Origin of the sequence: Micromonospora sp. NBRC 110038 (genome assembly GCF_020884815.1) — a bacterium.
Lineage (GTDB): Bacteria > Actinomycetota > Actinomycetes > Mycobacteriales > Micromonosporaceae > Micromonospora > Micromonospora haikouensis.
Genome location: NZ_BBOL01000003.1, coordinates 113,777 through 136,011, shown reverse-complemented (window position 1 = coordinate 136,011; position 22,235 = coordinate 113,777). Strand labels below are relative to the sequence as shown.

The window sequence follows — 22,235 nt, the reverse complement described above, 5'->3', positions numbered from 1 at the left end:
CCGTTTGCAAGGTATTGCAGAACGTTTCGGCAAGAGCTAGCGTGCGGGCCAATCACGACCATAGGAAGGCCGTCGATGAAACCCCCGCCTATGCCCCGTAAGGCGATGCTCGCCTTGGTCTCCGCCCTCACCCTCGCCCTCGTCGGCACGCCCGTCGCCGTGCGCCAGCTCGGCGGCGACGCCGCCGACGGCGGCACCCGCGCCGACCCTCTCGCCGCCGCCGGCGCGGTGCAGTGGCGCGCCGAGCCCTCCACCGAGGCCCTGCTCGCCGCCGGCAACGACGACACCCGGGCCGAGCAGTTCTACTTCGTCCTGCCCGACCGGTTCGCCAACGGCGACCCCCGCAACGACGCCGGCGGCCTCACCGGCGACCGGCTGTCCACCGGCCTCGACCCCACCGACAAGGGCTTCTACCACGGCGGCGACCTCAAGGGCGTCATCGACAAGCTCGACTACATCCAGGGGCTGGGCACGACGGCCATCTGGCTCGCCCCGGTGTTCAAGAACCGGCCCGTGCAGGGCACCGGCGACGACGTCTCCGCCGGCTACCACGGCTACTGGATCACCGACTTCACCCAGGTCGACCCGCACTTCGGCACCAACGAGGAGCTGAAGAAGCTGGTGCAGCTGGCGCACCGGCGGGGCATCAAGGTCTACCTCGACGTCATCGTCAACCACACCGCCGACGTCATCAAGTACGCCGAGGACAAGTACGCCTACATCGACAAGAAGACCGCGCCGTACACCGACGCGCAGGGGCGCGCCTTCGAGGACCGCAACTACGCCGACGGCACCCGGGGCTTCCCCAAGGTGAACGCCGACTCGTTCCCGTACACCCCGACCTTCGACAGCCCGGCCGACGCGGAGGTCAAGGTCCCGGCGTGGCTCAACGACGCCACCATGTACCACAACCGGGGCGACTCGACCTTTGCCGGCGAGAACAGCGAGTACGGCGACTTCTTCGGCCTGGACGACCTGTGGACCGAGCGCCCCGAGGTGGTCGCGGGCCTCACCAAGGTCTACGGCGACTGGATCGGCGCGACCGGCGTCGACGGGTTCCGGCTCGACACCGTCAAGCACGCCAACCTGGAGTTCTGGCCGCAGTTCAGCCGGGGCATCGAGCGCGCGGCCGAGAAGGCGGGCAAGAAGGACTTCTTCATGTTCGGCGAGGTCTACAGCGCCGACCCGGAGATCACCTCCACCTACGTGCGGCGCGGCGGCCTGCCCGCCACCCTCGACTTCGCCTTCCAGGAGGCCGCGCGCGGCTACACCGCCGCCGGCGGCTCCGCGAAGGCCCTCGCCGACGTGTACGCCCGCGACGACCTGTACGCCGCCCGCGACACCGACGCCAACCGGCTGACCACCTTCCTCGGCAACCACGACATGGGCCGGATCGGCTCCTTCGTCGCCGCGGCCGGCGGGGACGACGCCGCGCAGCTGCGCCGCACCACGCTCGCCCACGAGCTGATGTTCCTCACCCGGGGGCAGCCGGTGGTCTACTCCGGCGACGAGCAGGGCTTCACCGGCCCCGGCGGCGACAAGGACGCCCGGCAGGACATGTTCGCCTCGAAGACGGCCGACTACCTCGACGACGACCTGATCGGCACCGACCGCACCCACGCCGCCGACCAGTACGACCCGACGCACCCGCTCTACCGCACCATCGCCGGGCTGGGCGCGCTGCGGCAGGCCCACCCGGCGCTGCGCGACGGCGTGCAGGTCACCCGGTACGCCGCCGACGGCCCCGGCGTCTTCGCGTTCTCCCGCATCGACCCCCGCCAGCGCGTCGAGTACGTCGTCGCCGTCAACAACGCCGACGCCCCGCAGCCCGTCACCGTGGACACCTGGTCGCCCGGCACCGCGTTCGCCGGCATCCACGGCGGCACCGCCACGCCGACCGCCGGGGCGGACGGCAAGCTCACCCTCACCGTGCCGGCCATGTCCGCCGTGGTGTACCGGGCCGCCAGGGCCATCCCGCAGGCCGCCGCGAAGCCGACGATCACCATCACCGCCCCCGCCCCGGGCACGCCCGTCGCCACCCGGGCCGCCGTCACCGCCCAGGTCACCGGCGACCCCCTCGCCACCGTCACCGTCGCCGCCCGGGTCGCCGGCGGCCGGTGGACCCTGCTGGGCAGCGCGCACACCGCCCCGTACACCGTGCACCACGACCTGACTGGCCTGGCCGGCGGCACGAAGGTCGAGTACAAGGCCGTCGTCCGCGACGGCCGGGGCCGCGTCGCCGCCACCCGCTCCACCGCCACGGTCGGCACCCCCGCCCAGAGCGCGTCGCGGGACTGGGTGGTGGTGCACTACCAGCGCCCGGCCGGCGGCTACGCCGACTGGGGCCTGTACGCCTGGGGCGACATCGACCCCGCGTACGTCACCGAGTGGCCCAAGGGGCAGCCGTTCGCGGGTGAGGACTCGTACGGCCGGTTCGCCTGGGTGAAGCTGAAGCCCGGCGCGAAGTCCGTCGGTTTCCTCGTGGTGGACTCCGCCGGCAACAAGGACGTCGCCGCCGACCGCACCGTCGACGTGACGCAGACCGGCGAGGTGTGGGTGAAGCAGGGCGATGCCGCGCTCTACCCGAGCCGGCAGGCGGCCACCGGCGAGCCCGACCCGCCCGTCGCCGAGGACACCGCGCTGATCCACTACCGCCGCGCCGACGGCAACTACGACGGCTGGGGCCTGCACCTGTGGGACGGCGCGGCCAACCCCACCGACTGGTCCAGCCCGCTGAAGCCGGAGAAGGTCGACTCCTTCGGCGCGGTCTTCCGGGTGCCGCTGGCCGCCGGGGCGACCGGCCTGAGCTACATCGTCCACAACGGCGACACCAAGGACCTGCCGGACGACCAGCGGCTCGACTTCGCCACCGCCGGGCGGGAGGTGTGGCTGCTCGCCGCCACGCCGGGCCGGCTACTGCCGACGACCTCGTCCGGGGTATCCAGGGACGTGGACATCACCAAGCAGCGGGCGCAGTGGATCGACCGGTCCACCGTCGCCTGGCAGACCGGCGAAACCGACGGCCGGACGTACGCCCTGGTGGCCGCCCCGACCGGCGGGGTGAGCGTCGTCGACGGGGAGCTGTCCGGGACGTACACCTCGCTGCCGCTGCGGGCGCAGCACAACGGGCTCACCGAGGCCCAGCGCGCGCGGTTCCCGCACCTGTGGGCCTACCGGGCCTTCACCCTCGACCGGGCCGACCTGGCGAAGGTGCCGGCGGCGCTGCGCGGGCAGCTCGTGGTCACCGAGCGGGACGCCGAGGGCGCGCTGCTCGGCGCGACCGGCGTGCAGGTCCCGGGCGTGCTCGACGACGTCTACGCCGCCGCGACCGGCGCCAGGCTCGGCCCCACCTTCGCCGGCCGGGTGCCCACCCTGTCGGTCTGGGCGCCCACCGCCCGGTCGGTGGCGTTGGAGCTGTCCGACACCCCGACCGCCGCGCCACGGGTCGTGGCGATGCGCCGCGACGACCGCACCGGCGTGTGGTCGGTGCGCGGCGAGCCGGGCTGGACCGGCAAGTACTACCGGTACCGGGTGTCCGCGTGGCAGCCGGCCGCGCAGCGGATGGTCACCGCCTCGGTGACCGACCCGTACTCGGTGGCCCTCGCCCCGGACTCCACGCACAGCCAGCTCGTCGACCTGACCGACCCGGCGCTCGCGCCGGCCGGCTGGGCGGGCCTGCGCAAGCCGGCGGCCGTGCCCCCGGCGAAGGCGCAGATCCAGGAGGTCTCCGTGCGGGACTTCTCCGTCGCCGACGCAGGCGTGCCGGCCGAGCGGCGCGGCACCTACCTCGCCTTCACCGACCCGGACACGGCCGGCATGAAGCACCTGCGGTCGCTCGCCGACGCCGGCGTCGACTACCTGCACCTGCTGCCCGCGTTCGACTTCGCCACCATCCCCGAGCGGCGGGCCGACCAGCAGCAGCCGGCCTGCGACCTGGCCACGCTGCCCCCGGACTCCGACGAGCAGCAGCGCTGCGTCGCGGCCGTCGCCGACACCGACGGCTACAACTGGGGGTACGACCCGCTGCACTACACCGTGCCGGAGGGCGGCTACGCCGTCGACCCGGCCGGGGCGGCGCGCACCGCCGAGTTCCGCCGGATGGTCGCCGGGATCAACGGCGCGGGCCTGCGGGTCGTCATGGACGTCGTCTACAACCACACCTCGGCCGCCGGCACCGACGCGAAGTCGGTGCTCGACCAGGTGGTGCCGGGCTACTACCATCGGCTGCTCGACGACGGGGCCGTCGCCAACTCCACGTGCTGCGCCAACACCGCCCCCGAGCACGCCATGATGGGCAAGCTCGTGGTCGACTCCCTGGTCACCTGGGCCAAGGCGTACAAGGTGGACGGCTTCCGGTTCGACCTGATGGGCCACCACCCGAAGGCGAACATCCTGGCCGTACGCGCCGCCCTGGACAAGCTCACCCTCGCCCGCGACGGCGTCGACGGCCGCAGGATCCTGCTCTACGGCGAGGGCTGGAACTTCGGCGAGGTCGCCGACGACGCCCGGTTCACGCAGGCCACCCAGGCCAACATGGCCGGCACCGGGATCGGCACCTTCAACGACCGGCTGCGTGACGCGGTGCGCGGCGGCGGCCCGTTCGACGCCAACCCGCGCGTGCAGGGCTTCGCCTCCGGCCTGTTCACCGACCCCAACGGCGACCCGGTCAACGGCTCGGCCGCCGAGCAGAAGGCCCGGCTGCTGCACGCCCACGACCTGATCAAGGTGGGGCTCACCGGCAACCTGCGCGGCTACCGGTTCACCGACTCGTCGGGCAGGCAGGTCACCGGCGGCCAGGTCGACTACAACGGCTCGCCGGCCGGCTACACGGCCGCGCCGGGCGAGGCGGTGACCTACGTCGACGCGCACGACAACGAGATCCTGTACGACGCGCTGGCGTACAAGCTGCCGCAGGCCACCTCGGCGACGGACCGGGCCCGGATGCAGGTGCTCGCCCTCGCCACGGTGGTGATGGGGCAGGGCACCGGGTTCGTGACGGCCGGCTCGGAGCGGCTGCGGTCGAAGTCGCTGGACCGCAACTCCTACAACTCCGGCGACTGGTTCAACCAGATCCGCTGGGACTGCGCCCAGGGCAACGGGTTCGGCGCGGGCCTGCCCCCGGCGCAGGACAACCAGGACAAGTGGCCGTACGCGAAGCCGCTGCTGGCGGATCCGAAGCTGGTGCCGGACTGCGCGGCAATCGACCTGGCCGACGCCCGGTACGCGGAGCTGCTGCGCGTGCGCGAGTCGTCGCCGGTGTTCGGGCTGGACACCGCCGAGCAGGTGCAGAAGCGGGTGGCGTTCCCGCTGTCCGGCGCCGCCGAGACGCCGGGCGTGCTCACCATGACCCTCGACGCCCGGGGGCTCGGCGGGGCGTGGCGGTCGGTGACCGTCGTGTTCAACGCCACGCCGCAGGCGGCGAAGCAGACCGTGCCCGGCCTGCGCGGGTCGGACGTGGCGCTGCACCCGGTGCTGCGCGCCTCGGCCGATCCGGTGCTGCGCACCGCTTCGTTCGACCGGGGCAGCGGCACGTTCACGGTGCCGGCGCGCAGCGTGGCGGTCTTCGTGCAGCGCTGACCCCGGCAGGTGTCCGCCCGGCGTACCCCGGACGGACGCGACCGGCCCCCGCCACTTTCGTGGCGGGGGCCGGTCCGTTCGTTGACGCCGCCGAGGTCAGCCGAAGCAGTTGACGATCGGGGTGCCGGGGCCCGCGCAATTGTCCGGGCTGTTGTGGAACACCTTCGTGGTGGGGTCGAGGGTCACCGCCGTCGCGGCGGCCGCGTTGAAGATCCCACCCCCGGCCACGATCGCCTGGTTGTCGGTGATCGTGGTCCGGGTCGCCGTGACCGTGCCGCTGGCCGCGTTGTAGATGCCGGCGCCGTTCACGGCCTGGTTGCGGGCGATCGTGGTGTCGAACAGCACGAGCGACCCGAGGTTGAGGAAGCCGCCGCCGTTGCCCTGGCCTGCGCTGTTGGCGACGACCTTGGCCTCGTGCACCGTGACCGCGCTGCCCGCGCCGACGAAGACCCCGCCGCCGCCCGCGCCGGGCTGCGTCAGGGCCGGGGCGACCGCGGTGTTCTCGACCAGCTCGACCTTGCGCAGCTGGGCCTGGGTGCCCGTGCCGGTGACGGCGACGCCGCCGCCGGAGATGGTGGCGATGTTGAGCTTGAACTCGGTCTCGGCGACGTCGGCGCTGCCGCCGGCGACGTTCAGCCCGCCCCCGAGGCCGCCGGCCGCGTTGCCGACGAACTTGCTCTTCACGATGGTCACCGACCCGCTCACGCTGTCGATGCCGCCGCCACCGTCAGTCGGCGAGCCGGCCTTGTTCGCCTCGAACAGGCTGTCCTCGACGACGAGGCGGCCGGTGTTGTGGATCGCGCCGCCCCCGGTGAACGCGTTGTTCACGGTGAACGCGCTGTGCTTCACCACCGTGCTGCCCGCGTTCTCGATCGCCCCGCCCGTCGCGGGCGTGGTCGTGGTGGTCCCGATGACGTTGTTGCCGGTCAGGGTGCTCTTCTCGACCAGCAGCCGGCCGCCCGCGTCGACCAGGATCGCCCCGCCGGACGCGGGGGTGACCCCGACGGCCGCCGTGAGGCCGTTGCGCAGCGTCACGTCGTACAGCCGCAGGGAGCCGCCGTTGCCGACCCGGAACAGCCGGAACGCGGTCGCGCCGGCGTTGGGCAGGTTGTAGGCGCGCTCGATGGTCGACCGCTCGCCGATGATGTTGATCTCGCTGGTGATGGTCGGCAGGCCGGTCGCGTTCGGCCCGGTCAGCAGGCTGTACCGGCACTCCTTGGCCAGCTTGAGCGTGGCGCCGCTGTGCTCGGCGTTGGCCCGGACGATGGCCGCGATCAGCCGGTTCGGGTCGCACGGGATCTCCTGGGCCCGGCCGAGGGCGTCCTCGCCCTTGCGGTCCTCACCCTTGCGTTCCTCGCCCTTGCCGTCGTGGCCCTGCTGCCCGCCACGGTCGTCCCGGGCGTAGCCGCCCTCGTCGCTGGCGCGCGCCGCCGCGACGCGCGGGGCAGCCGTCGCGTCGGACGTGCCCGCGGTGGCGACGCCGAACGCGGCGAGGCCGACGACCCCGGTCAGGCCGGCGGCACCGGTGGCGAGCCAGGTCCGGCGGCGCAGGGCGCGCCCCGGCCGCCCGGCCGGCGTCTTCCTCGGTGATGTGCTGGACATGTAGGCCCTCTGCTCTCATCTCGTACCGGATCGGGTCGGCGACGTCCTGCACGACCCGATCCGCTTCAAACGGAAGGATCTGGTACGAACCAAGCTATGAGAGCTTTCCTCGCCATATGGCCGTATTAGAAGAAACTACGCATTCGGGTAAACGGACTCCGGCCCCGTCGGGGCGACCAAGGTCGCCCCGACGGGGCCGGAGGGTGGCGGCGACCTTCTCGAAGGCCGCCGTTGCGCCGGGTGTCAGCCGAAGCAGTTGGTGACGGTGCCGGTGCAGTTGTTGGGTCGGTTGGCGGCGATGACGGTGGTGGGGTCGACGGTGGTGATGTTGGTGTTGGTGTTGATGCCGCCGCCGCCGTTGGGGGCGAGGGCGGTGTTGTTGATGATCTTGGCGTTGGTCAGGGTGACGGTGCCGTTGATGTTGCGGATGCCGCCGCCGAACGTGGCCTTGTTCTTGACGATCTCGCTGTTGCGGACGGTGAGGCTGGCGGTGCCGCCGAGGGCCGGGGTGAGGTCGACGTTGAGGATGCCGCCTCCGCCGAGGCCGTCGGTGAAGTTTTCGGTGATCTTGCTGTCGTCGATGGTGACGGTGCTGGACAGCAGGAGGCCCGAGGTGTTGGCGATGCCGCCGCCTCCGCCGACGGAGGCGTTGCGGGCGACGGTGCTGTGGCGCAGGTTGAGCTGGCCGTTGAGTACGCCGATGCCGCCGCCGGTGACGCCGGTGGTGTTGTCGGTGACCTCGGTTTCCTTGAGGTCGACGATGCCGCCTTCGGTGGCGATGCCGCCGCCCGCGCCGATGGACCGGTTGCCGGTGACAGCGGTCTTGGTGATGGTGACCGTGCCGGCGAGGTTGTTGATGGCGCCGCCGGCGGCGCCGGCGTTGTTGCCGGCCAGCCGGGACTCGTGGATCTTGAGCAGGCCGGTGTTGCTGATGCCGCCGCCGGCCAGGATGGCCGTGTTGTTGGTGACGATGGTCTGGTCGAGGGTGGTGGTGCCGTCGTTCTCGATGGCACCGCCCGCGGCCAGGGCGTCGTTGTTGACGAGCTTCGACTTGGTGATGTCGGCGGCGCCGCCGCGCTGGACCCAGATGGCTCCGCCGGCGAGGCCGTTGCCGCCGGTGAGGGTCAGGTCGGCCAGGCGCAGGTGGCCGCCGGAGGCGACCTGGAAGAAGCGGAACGGGGTCGCGTTGGCGGCGCGGACGAGGGTGGAGTCCTCGCCCTTGATGGTGATGTTCTGGGTGATCGGCGGCAGTCCGTTGCCGCCGAGGCCGCTGTTGACGGTGAGGGTGTAGGTGCAGCCCCGGGCCAGCTTCAGGGTGCCGCCGTCGTCGGCGTTGGCCCGGATGATCGCCGCGATCAACCGGTCCGGGTCACACGGCACCTCCTGCACCCGACCCCACTCGTCCGACCGGGACTCCTCGCCCCGGTAGTCCTTCTTGCCGCGGTCCTCGCCGTCGGTGCCGCGCTGGCCGCGTTCGTCCTGCCCGTGGCCGCCGTCCTTGGCGACCTGCTCCGCCGTGGACCACTTCAGGTTCGTCAGCCGATCCATGCCGGCCGCGCCGGCGCTGCCGGCGACGCCGATCCCGGCGAGGCTGACCACGCCGGTCAGGCCGGCCACGCCGGAGGCGAGCCACACCTTCCGGCGGCGCGTCTTGAAGGTGGTCCGCTGGGCGGTGTCGTCGTTCTTCCGAAGGTAGTTGGACATCGGAGTTCTCTGCCCTCTCCTCGTATCAGACAAGGGCGCACCGCCACGGCGAGGCGCCCTTCGCTACAAATCGGTTGTAGCCCGTGAACAACACCGTATGAGAATCTTCTTCGTGAGGCGCTCGTATAAGAAGAAAGCCCACATTAGGGGCAGGCGGCTCCCGGCGGGGGATGGTCGGGCCGCTTCGCCGCACGGGACGCAGCCGGGTCGAGTCGGGCCCGGGGTGGCACCGCCGGGCACGCCGATGACGGGCCCGCCGGCCTCCGGACGTGTCGCGGCCCCTCCCGCTGACCACGGGAGGGGCCCGACCGCTATGTGTCTCAGCCGAAGCAGTTGGTGACGGTGCCGGTGCCGGCGCAGTTGTTGGGTCGGTTGCCGACGATGACCGTGGTGGGGTCGACGGCGGTGATGTTGGTGTTGGTGTTGATGCCGCCGCCGCCGTTGGGGGCGAGGGCGGTGTTGTTGATGATCTTGGCGTTGGTCAGGGTGACGGTGCCGTTGATGTTGCGGATGCCGCCGCCGAACGTGGCCTTGTTCTTGACGATCTCGCTGTTGCGGACGGTGAGGCTGGCGGTGCCGCCGAGGGCCGGGGTGAGGTCGACGTTGAGGATGCCGCCTCCGCCGAGGCCGTCGGTGAAGTTTTCGGTGATCTTGCTGTCGTCGATGGTGACGGTGCTGGACAGCAGGAGGCCCGAGGTGTTGGCGATGCCGCCGCCTCCGCCGACGGAGGCGTTGCGGGCGACGGTGCTGTGGCGCAGGTTGAGCTGGCCGTTGAGTACGCCGATGCCGCCGCCGGTGACGCCGGTGGTGTTGTCGGTGACCTCGGTCTCGTCGAGGTCGATGATGCCGCCTTCGCTGGCGATGCCGCCGCCGGCGCCGACGGACCGGTTGCCCGTGATCGCGGTCTTGTGGACCACGACGGTGCCGGTGAAGTTGTTGATGGCGCCGCCGGCCGCGCCGGCGACGTTGCCGGCGATCTTCGACTCGGCGATCTTGAGCAGGCCGGTGTTGTTGATCGCGCCGCCGGCCAGGATGGCGGTGTTGTTGGTGAGGACGCTGTGGTCGAGGACGGTGGTGCCCTCGTTCTCGATGGCACCGCCGGCGGCCAGGGCGTCGTTGTTGACGAGCCGGGACTTGGCGATCTCGGCGCTGCCGCCGCGCTCGACCAGGATGGCTCCGCCGGTGAGGCCGTTGCCGCCGGTCAGGGTCAGGTCGCTCAGGCGCAGGTGGCCGCCGGAGACGACGTCGAAGAAGCGGAACGGGGTGGCGCTGGCGGCGCGGACGAGGGTGGAGTCCTCGCCCTTGATGGTGATGTTCTGGCTGATCGGCGGCAGTCCGCTGCCGCCGGGGCCGTTGTTGACGGTGAGGGTGTAGGTGCAGCCCCGGGCCAGCTTCAGGGTGCCGCCGTCGTCGGCGTTGGCCCGGGTGATCGCCGCGATCAACCGGTCCGGGTTGCACGGCACCTCCTGCACCCGGGCCTGTTCGGCGTCCCTGCGGTCCTCGCCCTCGGGCCGGCCGCCCCCGGCGGACCAGTCGTCCTGCCCGGACCAGTCGTCCTGCTCGCCGGGGTCCTGACCGCCGTGCCGTTCGGCGTCCTCGTCGGCGTTCCTGCCGCCGTCGGACGCCCGGCCGGCGTCGCTGACGTTCTGCCGGGCCGTCGCGGAGTGCTGGTCGGACAGCCGCTGCGCATCGTCGGACGGGTCGTCGCGGGCGGCCAGCCCGCCGAGCGCCGCCAGGCCGACGACGCCGGTGAGACCGGCCACGCCGGTGGCGACCCAGAGCGCCCGCCGCCTCTTCGCCGGTGCCGGCGGGACGGTGTGCACCCCGCCGTCGGGAATCGTTTCGTCGTGGGACATCAGAGCCTTCCGCCCTTTCCTGCTACCAGACGGGGCCGCACCGCCCGAGGGGGCGCGACCAGCTACAAATCGGTTGCAGCGTTCTGATGCCCACCGTATGAGAAGTTTCCTCGCGAGGGGGTCGTATCCGAGTAAAGCCCGCATTGGCCCCGAAAGGGGCATCAAGCGTGCCGAACGGGCGGGCTGCCATACGGCGACGGGCCCCGCCGGGGGCGCGGCGACGGTCGAAACGTCACCCGCCCCCGACGGGGCCCGTCAGTGGCCGAAACAGGTCAGCCGGGCAGGCGGAAGCCCACCTCGCGCTGCTCGGCGAGCCAGCTCTCCACCTCGTCGGCCCGGCGCGGCAGCCCCGCCGACAGGTTGACCGCGCCGGTCGCCGTGACCAGCACGTCGTCCTCGATCCGGATGCCGATGCCGCGCAGCTCCTCCGGGACCAGGTCGTCCTCGGGCTGGAAGTAGAGCCCCGGCTCCACGGTGAGCACGTAGCCCTCGCCGAGCGCGCCGTCGCGGTACGCCTCCTTGCGGGCGTTCGAGCAGTCGTGCACGTCGATGCCGAGCATGTGCCCGAAGCCGTGCAGCGTCCAGCGGCGGTAGACCGTCGACTTCTCGTCCATCGCCTCGTCCACGCTCACCGGCAGCAGGCCCAGCTCGTGCAGCCCCTCCGCGAGCACCCGCATGCAGGTCAGATGGACGTCCTTGAACTTCACTCCCGGCTTGATGAAGTCGATGCCGGCCTGCTGCGAGGCGTACACGATGTCGTAGACCTGGCGTTGCAGCGGGGTGAACCGGCCGCCGACCGGCAGCACCCGGGTGACGTCGGCGGTGTAGAGGTTGCGGTTCTCCACGCCCATGTCCATCAGCAGCAGCTCGCCCGGCCGGGTGGTGCCGTGGTTGTGCACCCAGTGCAGGATCGTGGCGTGCTCGCCGGCCCCGACGATCGAGCCGTAGCCGACGTCGTTGCCGTCGTGCCGGGCCCGCAGCGCGAAGACGCCCTCCAGCAGCCGCTCCGAGACGCCCCGGTCGGCCGGCAGCACCCGGGCCACGTCCTCGAAGCCGCGCACGGTGGCGTCGATCGCGTCCTGGAGCTGGGCGATCTCCCACTCGTCCTTGACCAGCTTCAGCTCGGAGATCGCGATGGCCAGCTCCCGGTCGCGGGCCGGCTGGCCCTCCTCCCGGGGCCCGTCGTACGGGCGCACGGCCGCGTCGACGCGGGCGTCGAAGCCGCGCAGCACCCGCGTGCGCCCCGGCGCCAGGTCGGCCAGCGCCGCGTCCAGCTCGGCCAGGTCGGCCGTGGGCAGGCCCAGCTCCGTCGACTTCTCCGCGAGGGTGTGCCGCCGGCCCACCCACAGCTCGCCGTGCCGGCTGCGGAAGAACTCGTCGTTGTCCCGCGAGGAGCGGGGCCGCATGTAGAGCACGGGGTCGTGCCCCGAGCCGTTCGGGCGCAGCACGAGCACGCTGTCCGGGTCGTGGTCGCCGGTCAGGTACGCGAAGTCGCTGCCCGGCCGGAACCGGTACTCGGTGTCGTTGGCGCGCGTCTTCTCCCCGCCCGTGGGGATGACCAGCGTCTCGCCCGGGAACGCCGCGGAGAGCGCGGCCCGCCGCTTGGCGTGGTTGGGCACCTCCACCCGGGGGCCGACCGGCAGGGTCGTGTCCCGCCAGCCCTGGCGCATGAACGACAGGAACGCCTCCGGGAAATCCGGGTCGTGCGACTCCGTGCCGTCCGCCGGCTGGCCGTCCGTCCGGTCCTCGCTCATGCTCCGCTCCCTCCGCCTCGTCGCTGGTCCAGACGGTACCCCGGCGCAGGCGCGGGCGGAGACCCTGCGGTGCCCGCGACGGCCGCCCGCGTCGCGTGGAAAGATGACCACCATGTGCGGACTTCTGGCCTTCTTCAGCGCTAACGGCAACGCCGCCGCCCACCGCGAACACATCGCGGGGGCGTTGGAATGCCTGCACCACCGCGGACCGGACGAGACCGGGGTCGAGGTGGTCGGCGACGCGAGCGGCCAGTACGCCGACGGGGTCTTCGCGCACAAGCGCCTGGCGATCATCGACGTGGCGTCCAGCCACGAGCCGCTGCCGTACGCGGGCGGGCGTTACCTGCTGACCTTCAACGGCGAGATCTACAACTACATCGAGCTGCGCGACGAGCTGGTGCGCAACTTCGGCGCGCAGTTCGCCACCGCCGGCGACGGCGAGGTGATCGTCGCCGGCTACCACTACTGGGGCGAGCAGGTGCTCACCCGGCTGCGCGGCATGTTCGCCTTCGTCATCTGGGACCGCCAGGAGCGCCGCGCGTTCGGCGCGCGCGACAACTTCGGCATCAAGCCTCTGCACTACCTGGAGACCGCCGACGGGCTCTACCTCGCCTCCGAGAAGAAGGCGCTGCTGCCGTTCGCCCAGTCGGCGTACGCCGGGGACGCCGGCATCGACACGGCCAACCTCAGCCACTACCTGACCCTGCAGTACGTCCCGGAGCCCGGCACCCTGCACCAGGGGATCAGCCGGATCGGGTCGGGGGAATACCTCACCTGGACCCCGGGCGGCCGGATCGACGTGCGCCGGTGGTACCGCCCGGTGTTCCGGCCGACCCCGGTCAGTGACGAACAGCGGCTCTACCACCAGATCCGGGAGACGCTGCGGGAGAGCGTCCGGATGCACATGCGCTCGGACGTGCCGGTCGGCTCGTTCCTGTCCAGCGGCATCGACTCGACCGCCGTGGTGGCCCTGGCCCGCGAGTTCAACCCGCACATCCTCACCTTCACCGTCGGCTACGACGTCCCCGGCTATTCGGAGATCGACGTCGCCCAGGACTCGGCCCGGCACCTCGACGTGACCACCATCCCGACCAAGATCGGGCCGCAGGACATGATCGACGCCCTGCCGAAGATCGTCTGGCACCTCGACGACCCGGTGGCCGACCCGGCGCTCGTGCCGCTGTACTTCGTGGCGAAGAAGGCCGCCGAGCACGTCACCGTGGTCCTCTCCGGCGAGGGCGCCGACGAGTTCTTCGGCGGCTACACCATCTACCGGGAGCCGCTGTCCCTCGGCGCGGTCAACGGCCTGCCCGGCGGGGTGCAGAAGGGGCTGCGCGCGGTCTCCAAGGCCATCCCGCAGGGCGTCAAGGGCAAGAGCTTCCTGGAGCGCGGCACCACCCCGATCGAGCAGCGCTACTACGGCAACGCCCGGATGTTCACCGAGGAGGAGAAGCAGCACCTGCTGCGCCGCTACGACCCCTCGGTGCGCTACACCGACGTCACCGCCCCGATCTACGCCGAGTGCACCGAGCTCGACGACGTCACCAAGATGCAGTACGTCGACCTCTACACCTGGCTGCGCGGCGACATCCTGGTCAAGGCCGACCGGATCTCGATGGCGCACTCGCTGGAGGTCCGGGTGCCGTTCCTCGACAAGGAGGTGTTCGACGTGGCGGCCACCATCCCGGTGGACCTGAAGCTCCCGCCGCGCTCCGACGCCACCAAGTACGCCATGCGTCAGGCGCTGCAGGGCGTCGTGCCGCCGGCCATCGTCAACCGCAGGAAGCTGGGTTTCCCCACCCCGACGCGGGTCTGGCTGCGCGGCGAGATGTACGAGTGGGCCCGCTGGGTGTTGTCCAACTCGGGCGCGGGCGAGTTGATCGACCTGTCGTACGCGATGCGGCTGCTGGAGGAGCACAAGCGGGAGGAGGCCGACCACTCCCGCAAGGTGTGGACGGTGCTGATCTTCTGCATCTGGCACGCGATCTTCGTGGCCAAGACGCTCGACCCGGGCATCCAGCGCAACCAGTCGGCGCTGCTGACGAAGCCGGTCGTCGGCTCCATGGTCCGTTAGGCCGGGCGCAGCAGACCGGGAAAGGGCCCCCGCCGACGGCGGGGGCCCTTTCGTTCACCGCGCGCCGGCTCCGCCGACGCGCGGTCAGGTCACGCGCGGACGCAGCTCACCGTCGGCAGCGAGCTTGCGCCGCTGGCGACGAAGCCGAAGGCGGTGGTCCCCTCCGGCGCGACCGTCCCGTTGTAGGGGCTGTTGGTGACCGTCACCGTCGAACCGGACGTGGTGTACGTGCCGTTCCACAGGCTGTTGATGGTCTGGCCGGTCGACCAGGTCAGGGTCGCCTTCCAGCCGGTGAACGGCGTCGAGCCGTGGTTCATGATGGCCACCTCGCCCTGGAACCCGCCGGACCAGGAGCTGACCACCTTGTAGGTCGCCATGCAGTCACCGCCGGCCGGCGGCGGCGTCGTCGGCGCGGGGGTGGTCGGGTTCGGCCCAGGCGTGGTCGGGTTCGGCCCGGGGGTGGTCGGGGTCGGCGCCGGGGTGGTCGGGTTCGGGGTGCCGCCGATGCCGGTCACCTGGCCGTTGCCGCCGTCGAAGGTGACATCCGAGCAGCCGAAGAAGTTCTCCTGGCTGTCCGAGCGGACCCAGCGCGAGTAGATGATGTGCCGGCCGCTCTTGCCCGACGGCATGTTGCCGCTGAAGTAGTAGTGCCCCTCGTTGGTGCCCACCGGGCCGTTCTGCGGCGGGTTGGTCACCGTGAGGAAGGGCTGCTCCTCCAGGTCGCTCCAGGCCAGGGCCCGGGTCGGGCTCCAACTGTCCTTCGTCACGTAGAAGTAGAAGGTGCCCGGGTGGTGGGCCCAGTTGCTGTACTTGAAGTCGAACCGGGCACCGGCGGTCAGGTGGGTCAGCGGCCAGTCGGTGCGGGGCGCGTCGTAGCCGCTGAAGCCGGGGTTGCCACCGCTGCACAGTTTGCCGTCGGGGATGTAGCCGACGGTGCGGCCGCCGGCGTCCGAGCGCAGCACGCTGAACCAGTTGTACAGCGAGTTGGCCCCGTTCTCGGCGACCGCGGCCGAGCAGGCCGGGTTGATCGGCTTGATCTCACCCGTGGGGGTGAGGCCGTCCTTCCAGCACAGGTAGGTCCGGGCACCGGGGGTCATCGATGCGCCGTGGGCGGCGGCCGGGTCGGGGCTGGCCACGATGGTGGCGGCACCCGCGGCGAGGGTGGCGGCCGCGATGAGCAGCGCGGCCGTGCGGGAACGGGTCACGGGGTTCTCCTGACTCGCGGAACGACCGCACCGGCCGTTCCGCTGCGACGAGCGGATGTCACGATCGCGGTGCCGCGCCCCTGCCCGTGGGCCGACGGCGCGCGTCACCGACGGTCCGCCTCGGCGGACCGGTGTGCCCCTCGCGCTGGCTCTCTCCCGATGCCGGCGGACGCGACAGCCCCTCGCATCGACCGGCAGCGTCATCTCATCACGCCGATGCCGACCGCCGCAATAGTTGACCGTCGATGATATCCGGGCGTCGCCCGGGCCGTGGCCCCGTCAGGTGGGGGTTCGGTGCCGGCGTCGTCGCCACGTAGGACAGGATCGGGGGTACGGCAGCGGAGGCGACGGAAGGGCCACGATGGGATACGCGGTGGTGCTCGGCGAGGCACTGATCGACCTGCTCGACGCGGAGTGCGACGGGCAGCCCGTCTTCCGCCAGGCGATCGGCGGCGGCCCGCTCAACGTCGCGGTCGGGGTGGCCCGGCTCGGCGGGTCGGTGCAGTTCGTCGGCTCGCTCGGCGACGACGCGCTCGCCGACCGGATCCGCGCCTTCCTGACCGACGCGGGCGTCGGGCTGGACGGGGCGGTCACCGTGCCCGCGGCGACCGCCCTGGCGGTGGCCACCCACACCGGCGCCGAGCCGGACTTCCGCTTCTACGGCGAGCCGCCGTCCTACGGGCTGCTCGCCGCCGACGACCTCGACGCGGACCTGGTCGGGGGCGCCGACGTGCTCTACTGCGGCTCGATCGTGCTGCTGTCGCCGACCGTCCTGGCCGCCGCGCGCCGGGCCTGGTCCCTCGCGGGCGGGCTGCGCGTGTTCGACCCGAACGTCCGACCCCGGCTGCTCGACGGCCCCGCCGCGCTGGCCGCCCTGCGCCAGACGGTCGCGGAGTTCGCCGCCTCCGCCCACCTGGTCAAGCTCAGCGCCGCCGACGCGGAGCTGCTCTATCCCGGCGAGCCGGTCGAGGGGGTCGCGGCGTACCTGCGGGAGCTGGGGGCGGCCACCGTCGTGGTCACCCTCGGCGCGGAGGGCGCGGTCGTCGCCGCCGCCAACGCCGATCCGGTACGCGTGCCCGCGCCGAAGGTGCGCGCGGTGGACGCCACGGGCGCGGGCGACTCGGTGATGGGGGCGCTCGTCGCCGAGCTGCTGGTCGACGGGGAGCCCACCGATCCCGCCGACTGGCACCGCCGGGTCGCCTTCGCGCTGCGGGTGGCCGGCCTGGTCTGCGAGTCGCCCGGCGGCGCGGTCGCCATGCCCACCCGCGCCGAGGTCCTGACCCGCTTCCCCCACTGACCGTTCCTTTATCCCACCCCACCCCACCCTGGTCCCGCCCCTCCCTGGCCGGTGATCAAGAGAAAAGCGTCAGAGTTGATCTCTACGATGACGCAAACCTCTTGATCACCGGGGTGGGGCGGGGCGGGGTGGGGCCGGGTGGGGGTTGGCGCGCGGGGGGTTAGGGGGTGCCGTCCAGTTCGGCGTAGCCGCGGCGGGCGGCGGTGAGGGCGGCGCGGGCACCGAAGGGCGCCTCGGCGGCCACCCGCTCCGGTGGGGCCCCGCCGGTGTGGCCGGCCCGGATCAGCCAGGACAGCTCGGCCAGCTGCCCGTGCTGGAACCGGACGAACTCCGCGTCGACCAGGTCGCCGTGCCCCGGCACGACCACCGTGCCCGGGGTGGTGAGCCGGAGCACCTCGGCCAGCGCGTCCGGCCACTGCAACGGGTACGACTCCTCGAACGCCGGCGGACCGCTCTGCTCCACCAGGTCCCCGGCGACCAGCACGTCCGCGTCCGGCACGTGCACCACCAGGTCGGCGTCGGTGTGCCCGTGGCCCGGGTGGCGCAGCACCACCCGCCGGCCGCCCACGTCCAGCACCGTCTCCCCGCGTACGACGTGGGTCGGGGCCAGCAGCCGGGTGTTGGCCAGCTCGGCGGCCAGCTCCGGCCGGGCGGCGCGCATCTCCTCGTACGCGGCCCGGCGCACCTCGTCGGGGCGGTCCCGCAGCGCCACGGCGGCGACCTCGTGCGCGTAGACGGGGGCGGCCGGGTCACCGGCGACGACGGCGTTGCCGAAGCAGTGGTCGAAGTGGTGGTGGGTGTTCACCACCGTCCACGGGTGCGGGGTGACCGCGCGGGCGGCGGCGACCAGTTCGGCGGCCTGCCCGGCGGTGGAGAGCGTGTCCACCACCAGCGCCGCGCCGTCGCCGACGACCAGCGTGACGTTGACGTCGAGCAGCGGCTCGCGCAGCACGTACACCCGGTCGGCGACCTCGACGAACCGCGGCGTCACGGCGTGCCCGCCCCGGCCGGCGCGCCGGTGGCCCGCGCGGCGAAACGCCGCCGGTCGACCAGGACCCGTTCCACCCGTCCCCGCGCCACGCTCTGGCCGGCGTCGTCGGTGACCGTCACCTCGAAGCCCAGCCGCCGCCCGTCGACGTCGGTGAGCCGGGCCTGCACGACCACCGTCCGCCCGACCGGCGTGGGGGCGAGGTGGTCCAGCTCGACCCGGGTCCCGACCGTCGTGCCGTCGGGCGGCAGCGCCCCGGCGGTCGCCGCCACCGTGGCCGCCTCGGCCAGCGCGACCACCCGGGGGGTGCCCAGCACCGCGACGTCGCCGGAGCCGACGGCCAGCGCCGTGTCGGCGTCGGTCACGGTCAGCTCGACGCGGGCGGCCCGGCCCGGCGCGAGGGAATGCTCCGACTGCTCCTGCATGGGCACAGCCTAGGTGGTCGACGTCCGCCGTTCCGGCCGCCGCCGCGCATCGGGCGGGGCCGCCGTCGCGCATTCGGCGAGGCCGTCGTCGACCGGCGAGGCCGCCGTCGGCGGGGAGGGCGCCGCCGCTAACCTGGACGGCGATGGCCGTCGTGACTGACCCCAAGCCCCCCGCCCCCACCGGACCACCGGAGCCCTCCGACGGCGGTCGTCGCCGCGTGGTCGCCATGGCGGCCTGGGCGGTCGCCTTCGTGGCCGGCTGGCTCGTCATCGGCCTGCCCACCGACCCGGCGTACGCGTTCCTGTGGATCTGGGCGGCCACCATCGCCTGGAACTCCCGCCGCCCGTGGCGCAGCCACCTGCGCTTCGCCCGCGACTGGGTGCCCGTGGTGCTGCTGCTCGCCGTCTACAACCTGTCCCGGGGGTTCGCCGACAACGGGGCCACCCCGCACGCGATGGAGCTGATCGTCGCCGACCGGTTCATGTTCGGCTGGGCCACCGGCGGCCAGGTGCCGACCGTCTGGTTGCAGGACCACCTCTACCGCCCCGAGGTGCGCTGGTGGGACGTGGTGGCGAGCTGGGTGTACTTCTCGCACTTCGTGGTGGCGCTCGCCGCCGCCGCCGTGCTCTGGCTGCGCGACCGGCACCGCTGGGCGGCGTTCATGCGCCGCTGGGGGTTCCTGTGCGCGTCGGGACTGGTCACCTACTTCCTCTACCCGGCGGCCCCGCCCTGGTGGGCGGCGCAGAACGGCCTGCTCACCGAGGTGGCCCGGATCTCCACCCGGGGCTGGAAGGCGTTCGGCATGCACGGCGCCGGCAACCTGCTCAACGCCGGGCAGATCGCGTCCAACCCGGTGGCCGCGATGCCGTCGCTGCACACCGCGTTCGCCCTGTTCGTGGTGGTGTTCTTCCTCCGCTCGACCCGCCGCCGCTGGTGGCCGCTGCTGCTGGCGTACCCGCTGGCGATGACGTTCACCCTGGTCTACTCCGGCGAGCACTACGTCATCGACGTGCTGGTCGGCTGGGCGTACGTGGGGCTGACCTTCCTGGTCGTCGGCCTGGGCGAGCGCTGGTGGGCGGCGCGCCGGGCCCGCCGTACCCCCGGCTCGGAGCCGGCCGACGGCGGGCCGCGCGGCGCGGAGCCGGCCGACCCGGTCGCCGGACCGCCGGCGGTGCCGGCGACCCGCTGAGCCGCGCCCGCCGCATCCAACCTGGCCGCGTTGCGGCTCAGCGGGCGCGGTGGGCGGCGTGTGCCCGGGCCGTCAGCTCCGCCGCCAGCCACCACGCCTCGTCGAGGTCGCGGTCGAGGGCGGCGGCGCCCGCGCCGCCCGCCGTGTCCGCGTGCACGGTGGCCAGCCGCAACCGCCGCTGCGCCGGGCCCTGGGTCACCCGCACGCTCTGGATCCGGGCGTACGGCACGACGGTGAGCTGCCGGGTGAGCAGGCCGGACCGGGCGGCGAAGACCCGCTCGTCGAGCCCGGCACCGACCGCGCGCCAGCCCAGCGGGCGCAGCCACCGGGCCCGGGCCGGCGGGAGGCCGGTCGCCAGCCCGCTCAGCCGCACCCCCGGCAGCACCTCCGCGACGATCCGCTCGCCGGTCTCCTGGTCGCCCACCGGCAGCAGCCGGTCCGGCCGGTTCCGGTCGTCGGCCTCGCCGCCGGAGTAGCCGGCGACCTCCAGGCGCAGCCGCAGCCAGCCCTTGGCCCGCCAGAGCAGCGGCCAGGTCACCCCGACGGTCTGCACCCGGTTCAGCGGCACCGTCTGCGCTCGGGTCTCCAACAGCCCGTTGCGGACCCGCAGGGTGCCCTCGTCGCGGGCCAGCCGGAAGTTCCAGTCGTCGAGCACCCGGCGGACCGGTTGCAGCAGCACGCCGGCCATCGCGGTGATCGTGCTCGCCACCGCGATGAACGACCACGAGCCCTCGGAGAGGAACTGCGCCACGACGAAGGCCACACCGAAGGGGAGCAGGAACGCCTGCGGGGTGAGCAGCTGGCTGACCAGCAGGTCCCGGTTCGCCACGGCGTGCAGGGCCCGCCCGGGTGGCACGGGCGCGACCGTCGGCTCGGCCGAGGGGGACGGCTGCGGCGCGGCCGTCCCCGGGTGCGGCGCGGGGCCGGCGAGCGCGAGCAGGCGCTGTCGCAGGGCGGCGGCCTCGGCCACCCCCAGGTACGCCAGCGGCGCCTCGGTCTTGCCGCCGCCGACCACCTCCAGCCGCAGCTCGGCGAGGCCGGTGAGCTGGGCGAGCAGCGGGCGGACCACCTCGACGGCCTGGAGGCGTTCCAGCGGGATGGCCCGGGTGCGCCGCCACAGCAGCCCCTCGTAGACGCGCAGCTCCCGGCCGACCACGTGGTAGCCGGTGTTGTACCAGCTCACCACCGCCAGCACCGTCGCGCCGAGGGCCAGCACGGTCGCCATCGCCGCGAACCAGCCGAAGCCGACCCGCGACAGCGTCGACCAGGACAGGCCCGCGACGACCACGACCAGCGACTTGGCCCCGTGCAGGGCCGGGCTCAACGGGTGCAGCCGCCGCCGGGGTTCCACGCCGCCGACCGGGTGGTCGTGCGGTGCGGGTGGCGCGTCAGAGGGCGGGCCGTCGTGCGGTGGGGGTGGCGCGTGGTCGTCCTGGGGTGCCGGCGGCGCGTCGGTGGCCGGGCGGGGCAGCTCGGGGCCGGGGTGGGTCACAGGCCCTCCGCGCGGTCCTCGCCGAGGGCGGTGAGCCGGTCGCGCAGCCGCGCCGCCTCCGCCGGGCGCAGGCCCGGCACGCGGGCGTCGCTGGCCGCCGCGGCCGTGTGCAACTGCACCGTCGCCAGGTCGAACGCCCGCTCCAGGGGGCCGGCGCTGACGTCGACGAACTGCATCCGCGAGTACGGCACGATGGACAGCCTGCGGACCAGCAGCCCGTGCCGGACGAGCAGGTCGTTCTCGCGCTCGGCGTACCCCCAGGCGTGCACCGCCCGGACGGTCGTGACGACCCGCCACGCCCCCGCCAGCACGACCGCGCCGAGGGCTGCCCCGAACAGCCAGTGCCCGCTCACCGCCCAGCCGACCGCCAGCCCCAGCAGCACCACCCCGACCAGCGCCGCCAGGCGCAGCAGCTCGACCCAGATCAGGTCGGTGGAGACCGACTGCCAGCGCACGGTCGCCGGCCACGGCTCCAGGGGCCCGGGCGGGTACGCCGCCGGCGGCCCGGACGCCGGGTGACCCGCCGCGCCGGGCGCGCCCGGCGGGGGCGCGGTGGGGGGTGGCCCGACCGGGTGCGGCCCGACCGGGTGCGGTGGGGGGCCGCCGGGGGGCTCGCCGGTCACCGGGGACGTCCGCTGCGCGCGCTCACCCGTCGAGCGTAGGCGATCCGGCCAGTGGCGCGACTTCCCGGAGGAAGCCCCGTGCGTCGAGGAAGTCGCCGAGTGAGGCGCGGTGGTCGGCGCAGGCGAGCCAGGTCTTGCGCCGGTCGGGGGTGTGCAGGCGGGGATTGTTCCAGCGCAACGCCCACTGCGCCGGGGCGCGGCAACCCCGTGCCGAACAGATCGGCGCGTCACCGGGGGGACGGGGGATGCTCATCCGGGCCAGTCTAGGGGCGCGGGGCGGAGATTGAGCGCCGGGCGGCCACGGGGGGAGCCGCCCGGCGACGGGGTGAATGGTACACACGCCGGACCCCCTGCTGTAAACCCGTGACCGGCGATTCTCCAACCCCCGGACGGCGTGGCGAAAATCGGCTTCTCCCCGCCTCGGCACTCAGCCGGGCATGCGAGTCTT

14 protein-coding genes are annotated in these 22,235 nt (G+C 73.2%); 4 read left to right on the top strand and 10 right to left on the bottom strand.

Annotation, left to right across the window (positions count from 1 at the left end; genetic code table 11):
- The first annotated feature begins 75 nt into the window (after positions 1-75).
- A complete protein-coding gene (gene pulA / locus LPU61_RS12275) occupies positions 76-5,577 on the top strand; it encodes a pullulanase-type alpha-1,6-glucosidase (RefSeq protein ID WP_229404979.1) in 5,502 nt (1,833 codons plus the stop codon).
- 96 nt (positions 5,578-5,673) lie between these two features.
- Here the strand turns inward: pulA and LPU61_RS12270 are convergent, their stop codons facing one another.
- The 4 genes from LPU61_RS12270 to LPU61_RS12255 all read right to left on the bottom strand — a co-directional run bounded on the left by LPU61_RS12270 (position 5,674) and on the right by LPU61_RS12255 (position 12,493).
- The gene (locus LPU61_RS12270; protein ID WP_043967593.1) at positions 5,674-7,179 is read right to left on the bottom strand and encodes a hypothetical protein; all 1,506 of its coding nucleotides are present in this window, start codon (positions 7,177-7,179) and stop codon (positions 5,674-5,676) included.
- A 243-nt stretch (positions 7,180-7,422) separates the two neighbouring features.
- Positions 7,423-8,883, bottom strand: coding sequence for a right-handed parallel beta-helix repeat-containing protein (locus tag LPU61_RS12265; RefSeq protein WP_229404978.1), 1,461 nt, complete (start codon positions 8,881-8,883; stop codon positions 7,423-7,425).
- Positions 8,884-9,203: 320 nt separating this feature from the next.
- Entirely contained in the window at positions 9,204-10,739 is a 1,536-nt protein-coding gene (locus LPU61_RS12260; protein ID WP_229404977.1) for a hypothetical protein, read from the bottom strand.
- 272 nt (positions 10,740-11,011) lie between these two features.
- Entirely contained in the window at positions 11,012-12,493 is a 1,482-nt protein-coding gene (locus tag LPU61_RS12255; RefSeq protein WP_091278591.1) for an aminopeptidase P family protein, read from the bottom strand.
- A gap of 112 nt (positions 12,494-12,605) precedes the next feature.
- Between LPU61_RS12255 and asnB the strand changes: the two genes are divergently transcribed.
- On the top strand, positions 12,606-14,567 hold the full coding sequence (gene asnB, locus LPU61_RS12250) for an asparagine synthase (glutamine-hydrolyzing) (protein ID WP_043969346.1): 1,962 nt from the start codon (positions 12,606-12,608) through the stop codon (positions 14,565-14,567).
- An 89-nt stretch (positions 14,568-14,656) separates the two neighbouring features.
- Here the strand turns inward: asnB and LPU61_RS12245 are convergent, their stop codons facing one another.
- Positions 14,657-15,772: a lytic polysaccharide monooxygenase gene (locus LPU61_RS12245; protein ID WP_043967601.1), complete on the bottom strand. Its 1,116-nt coding sequence runs from the start codon at positions 15,770-15,772 to the stop codon at positions 14,657-14,659.
- Positions 15,773-16,133: 361 nt separating this feature from the next.
- Between LPU61_RS12245 and LPU61_RS12240 the strand changes: the two genes are divergently transcribed.
- Positions 16,134-17,069, top strand: coding sequence for a carbohydrate kinase (locus LPU61_RS12240; RefSeq protein ID WP_229404976.1), 936 nt, complete (start codon positions 16,134-16,136; stop codon positions 17,067-17,069).
- Positions 17,070-17,229: 160 nt separating this feature from the next.
- Here the strand turns inward: LPU61_RS12240 and LPU61_RS12235 are convergent, their stop codons facing one another.
- The gene (locus LPU61_RS12235; RefSeq protein ID WP_229404975.1) at positions 17,230-18,060 is read right to left on the bottom strand and encodes an MBL fold metallo-hydrolase; all 831 of its coding nucleotides are present in this window, start codon (positions 18,058-18,060) and stop codon (positions 17,230-17,232) included.
- Positions 18,057-18,482, bottom strand: a complete 426-nt coding sequence (locus LPU61_RS12230) for a thioesterase family protein (protein WP_043967607.1) — start codon at positions 18,480-18,482, stop codon at positions 18,057-18,059. Before LPU61_RS12230 ends, LPU61_RS12235 begins: the two co-directional genes overlap by 4 nt.
- A 143-nt stretch (positions 18,483-18,625) precedes the next feature.
- Here LPU61_RS12230 and LPU61_RS12225 point away from each other — a divergent pair, with 143 nt between their 5' ends.
- Positions 18,626-19,672, top strand: coding sequence for a phosphatase PAP2 family protein (locus tag LPU61_RS12225; RefSeq protein WP_082106563.1), 1,047 nt, complete (start codon positions 18,626-18,628; stop codon positions 19,670-19,672).
- A gap of 37 nt (positions 19,673-19,709) precedes the next feature.
- Here LPU61_RS12225 and LPU61_RS12220 read toward each other — a convergent pair whose 3' ends face one another.
- The 3 genes from LPU61_RS12220 to LPU61_RS12210 all read right to left on the bottom strand — a co-directional run bounded on the left by LPU61_RS12220 (position 19,710) and on the right by LPU61_RS12210 (position 22,040).
- Positions 19,710-21,164 (bottom strand): PH domain-containing protein, encoded by a 1,455-nt coding sequence (locus LPU61_RS12220; RefSeq protein WP_374199655.1) that lies wholly within the window; start codon positions 21,162-21,164, stop codon positions 19,710-19,712.
- Entirely contained in the window at positions 21,161-21,640 is a 480-nt protein-coding gene (locus LPU61_RS12215) for a PH domain-containing protein (RefSeq protein WP_229405279.1), read from the bottom strand. The genes LPU61_RS12220 and LPU61_RS12215 overlap by 4 nt, the downstream gene beginning before the upstream one ends.
- A 169-nt stretch (positions 21,641-21,809) precedes the next feature.
- Positions 21,810-22,040, bottom strand: coding sequence for a hypothetical protein (locus tag LPU61_RS12210; RefSeq protein WP_082106567.1), 231 nt, complete (start codon positions 22,038-22,040; stop codon positions 21,810-21,812).
- Positions 22,041-22,235: the final 195 nt, after the last annotated feature.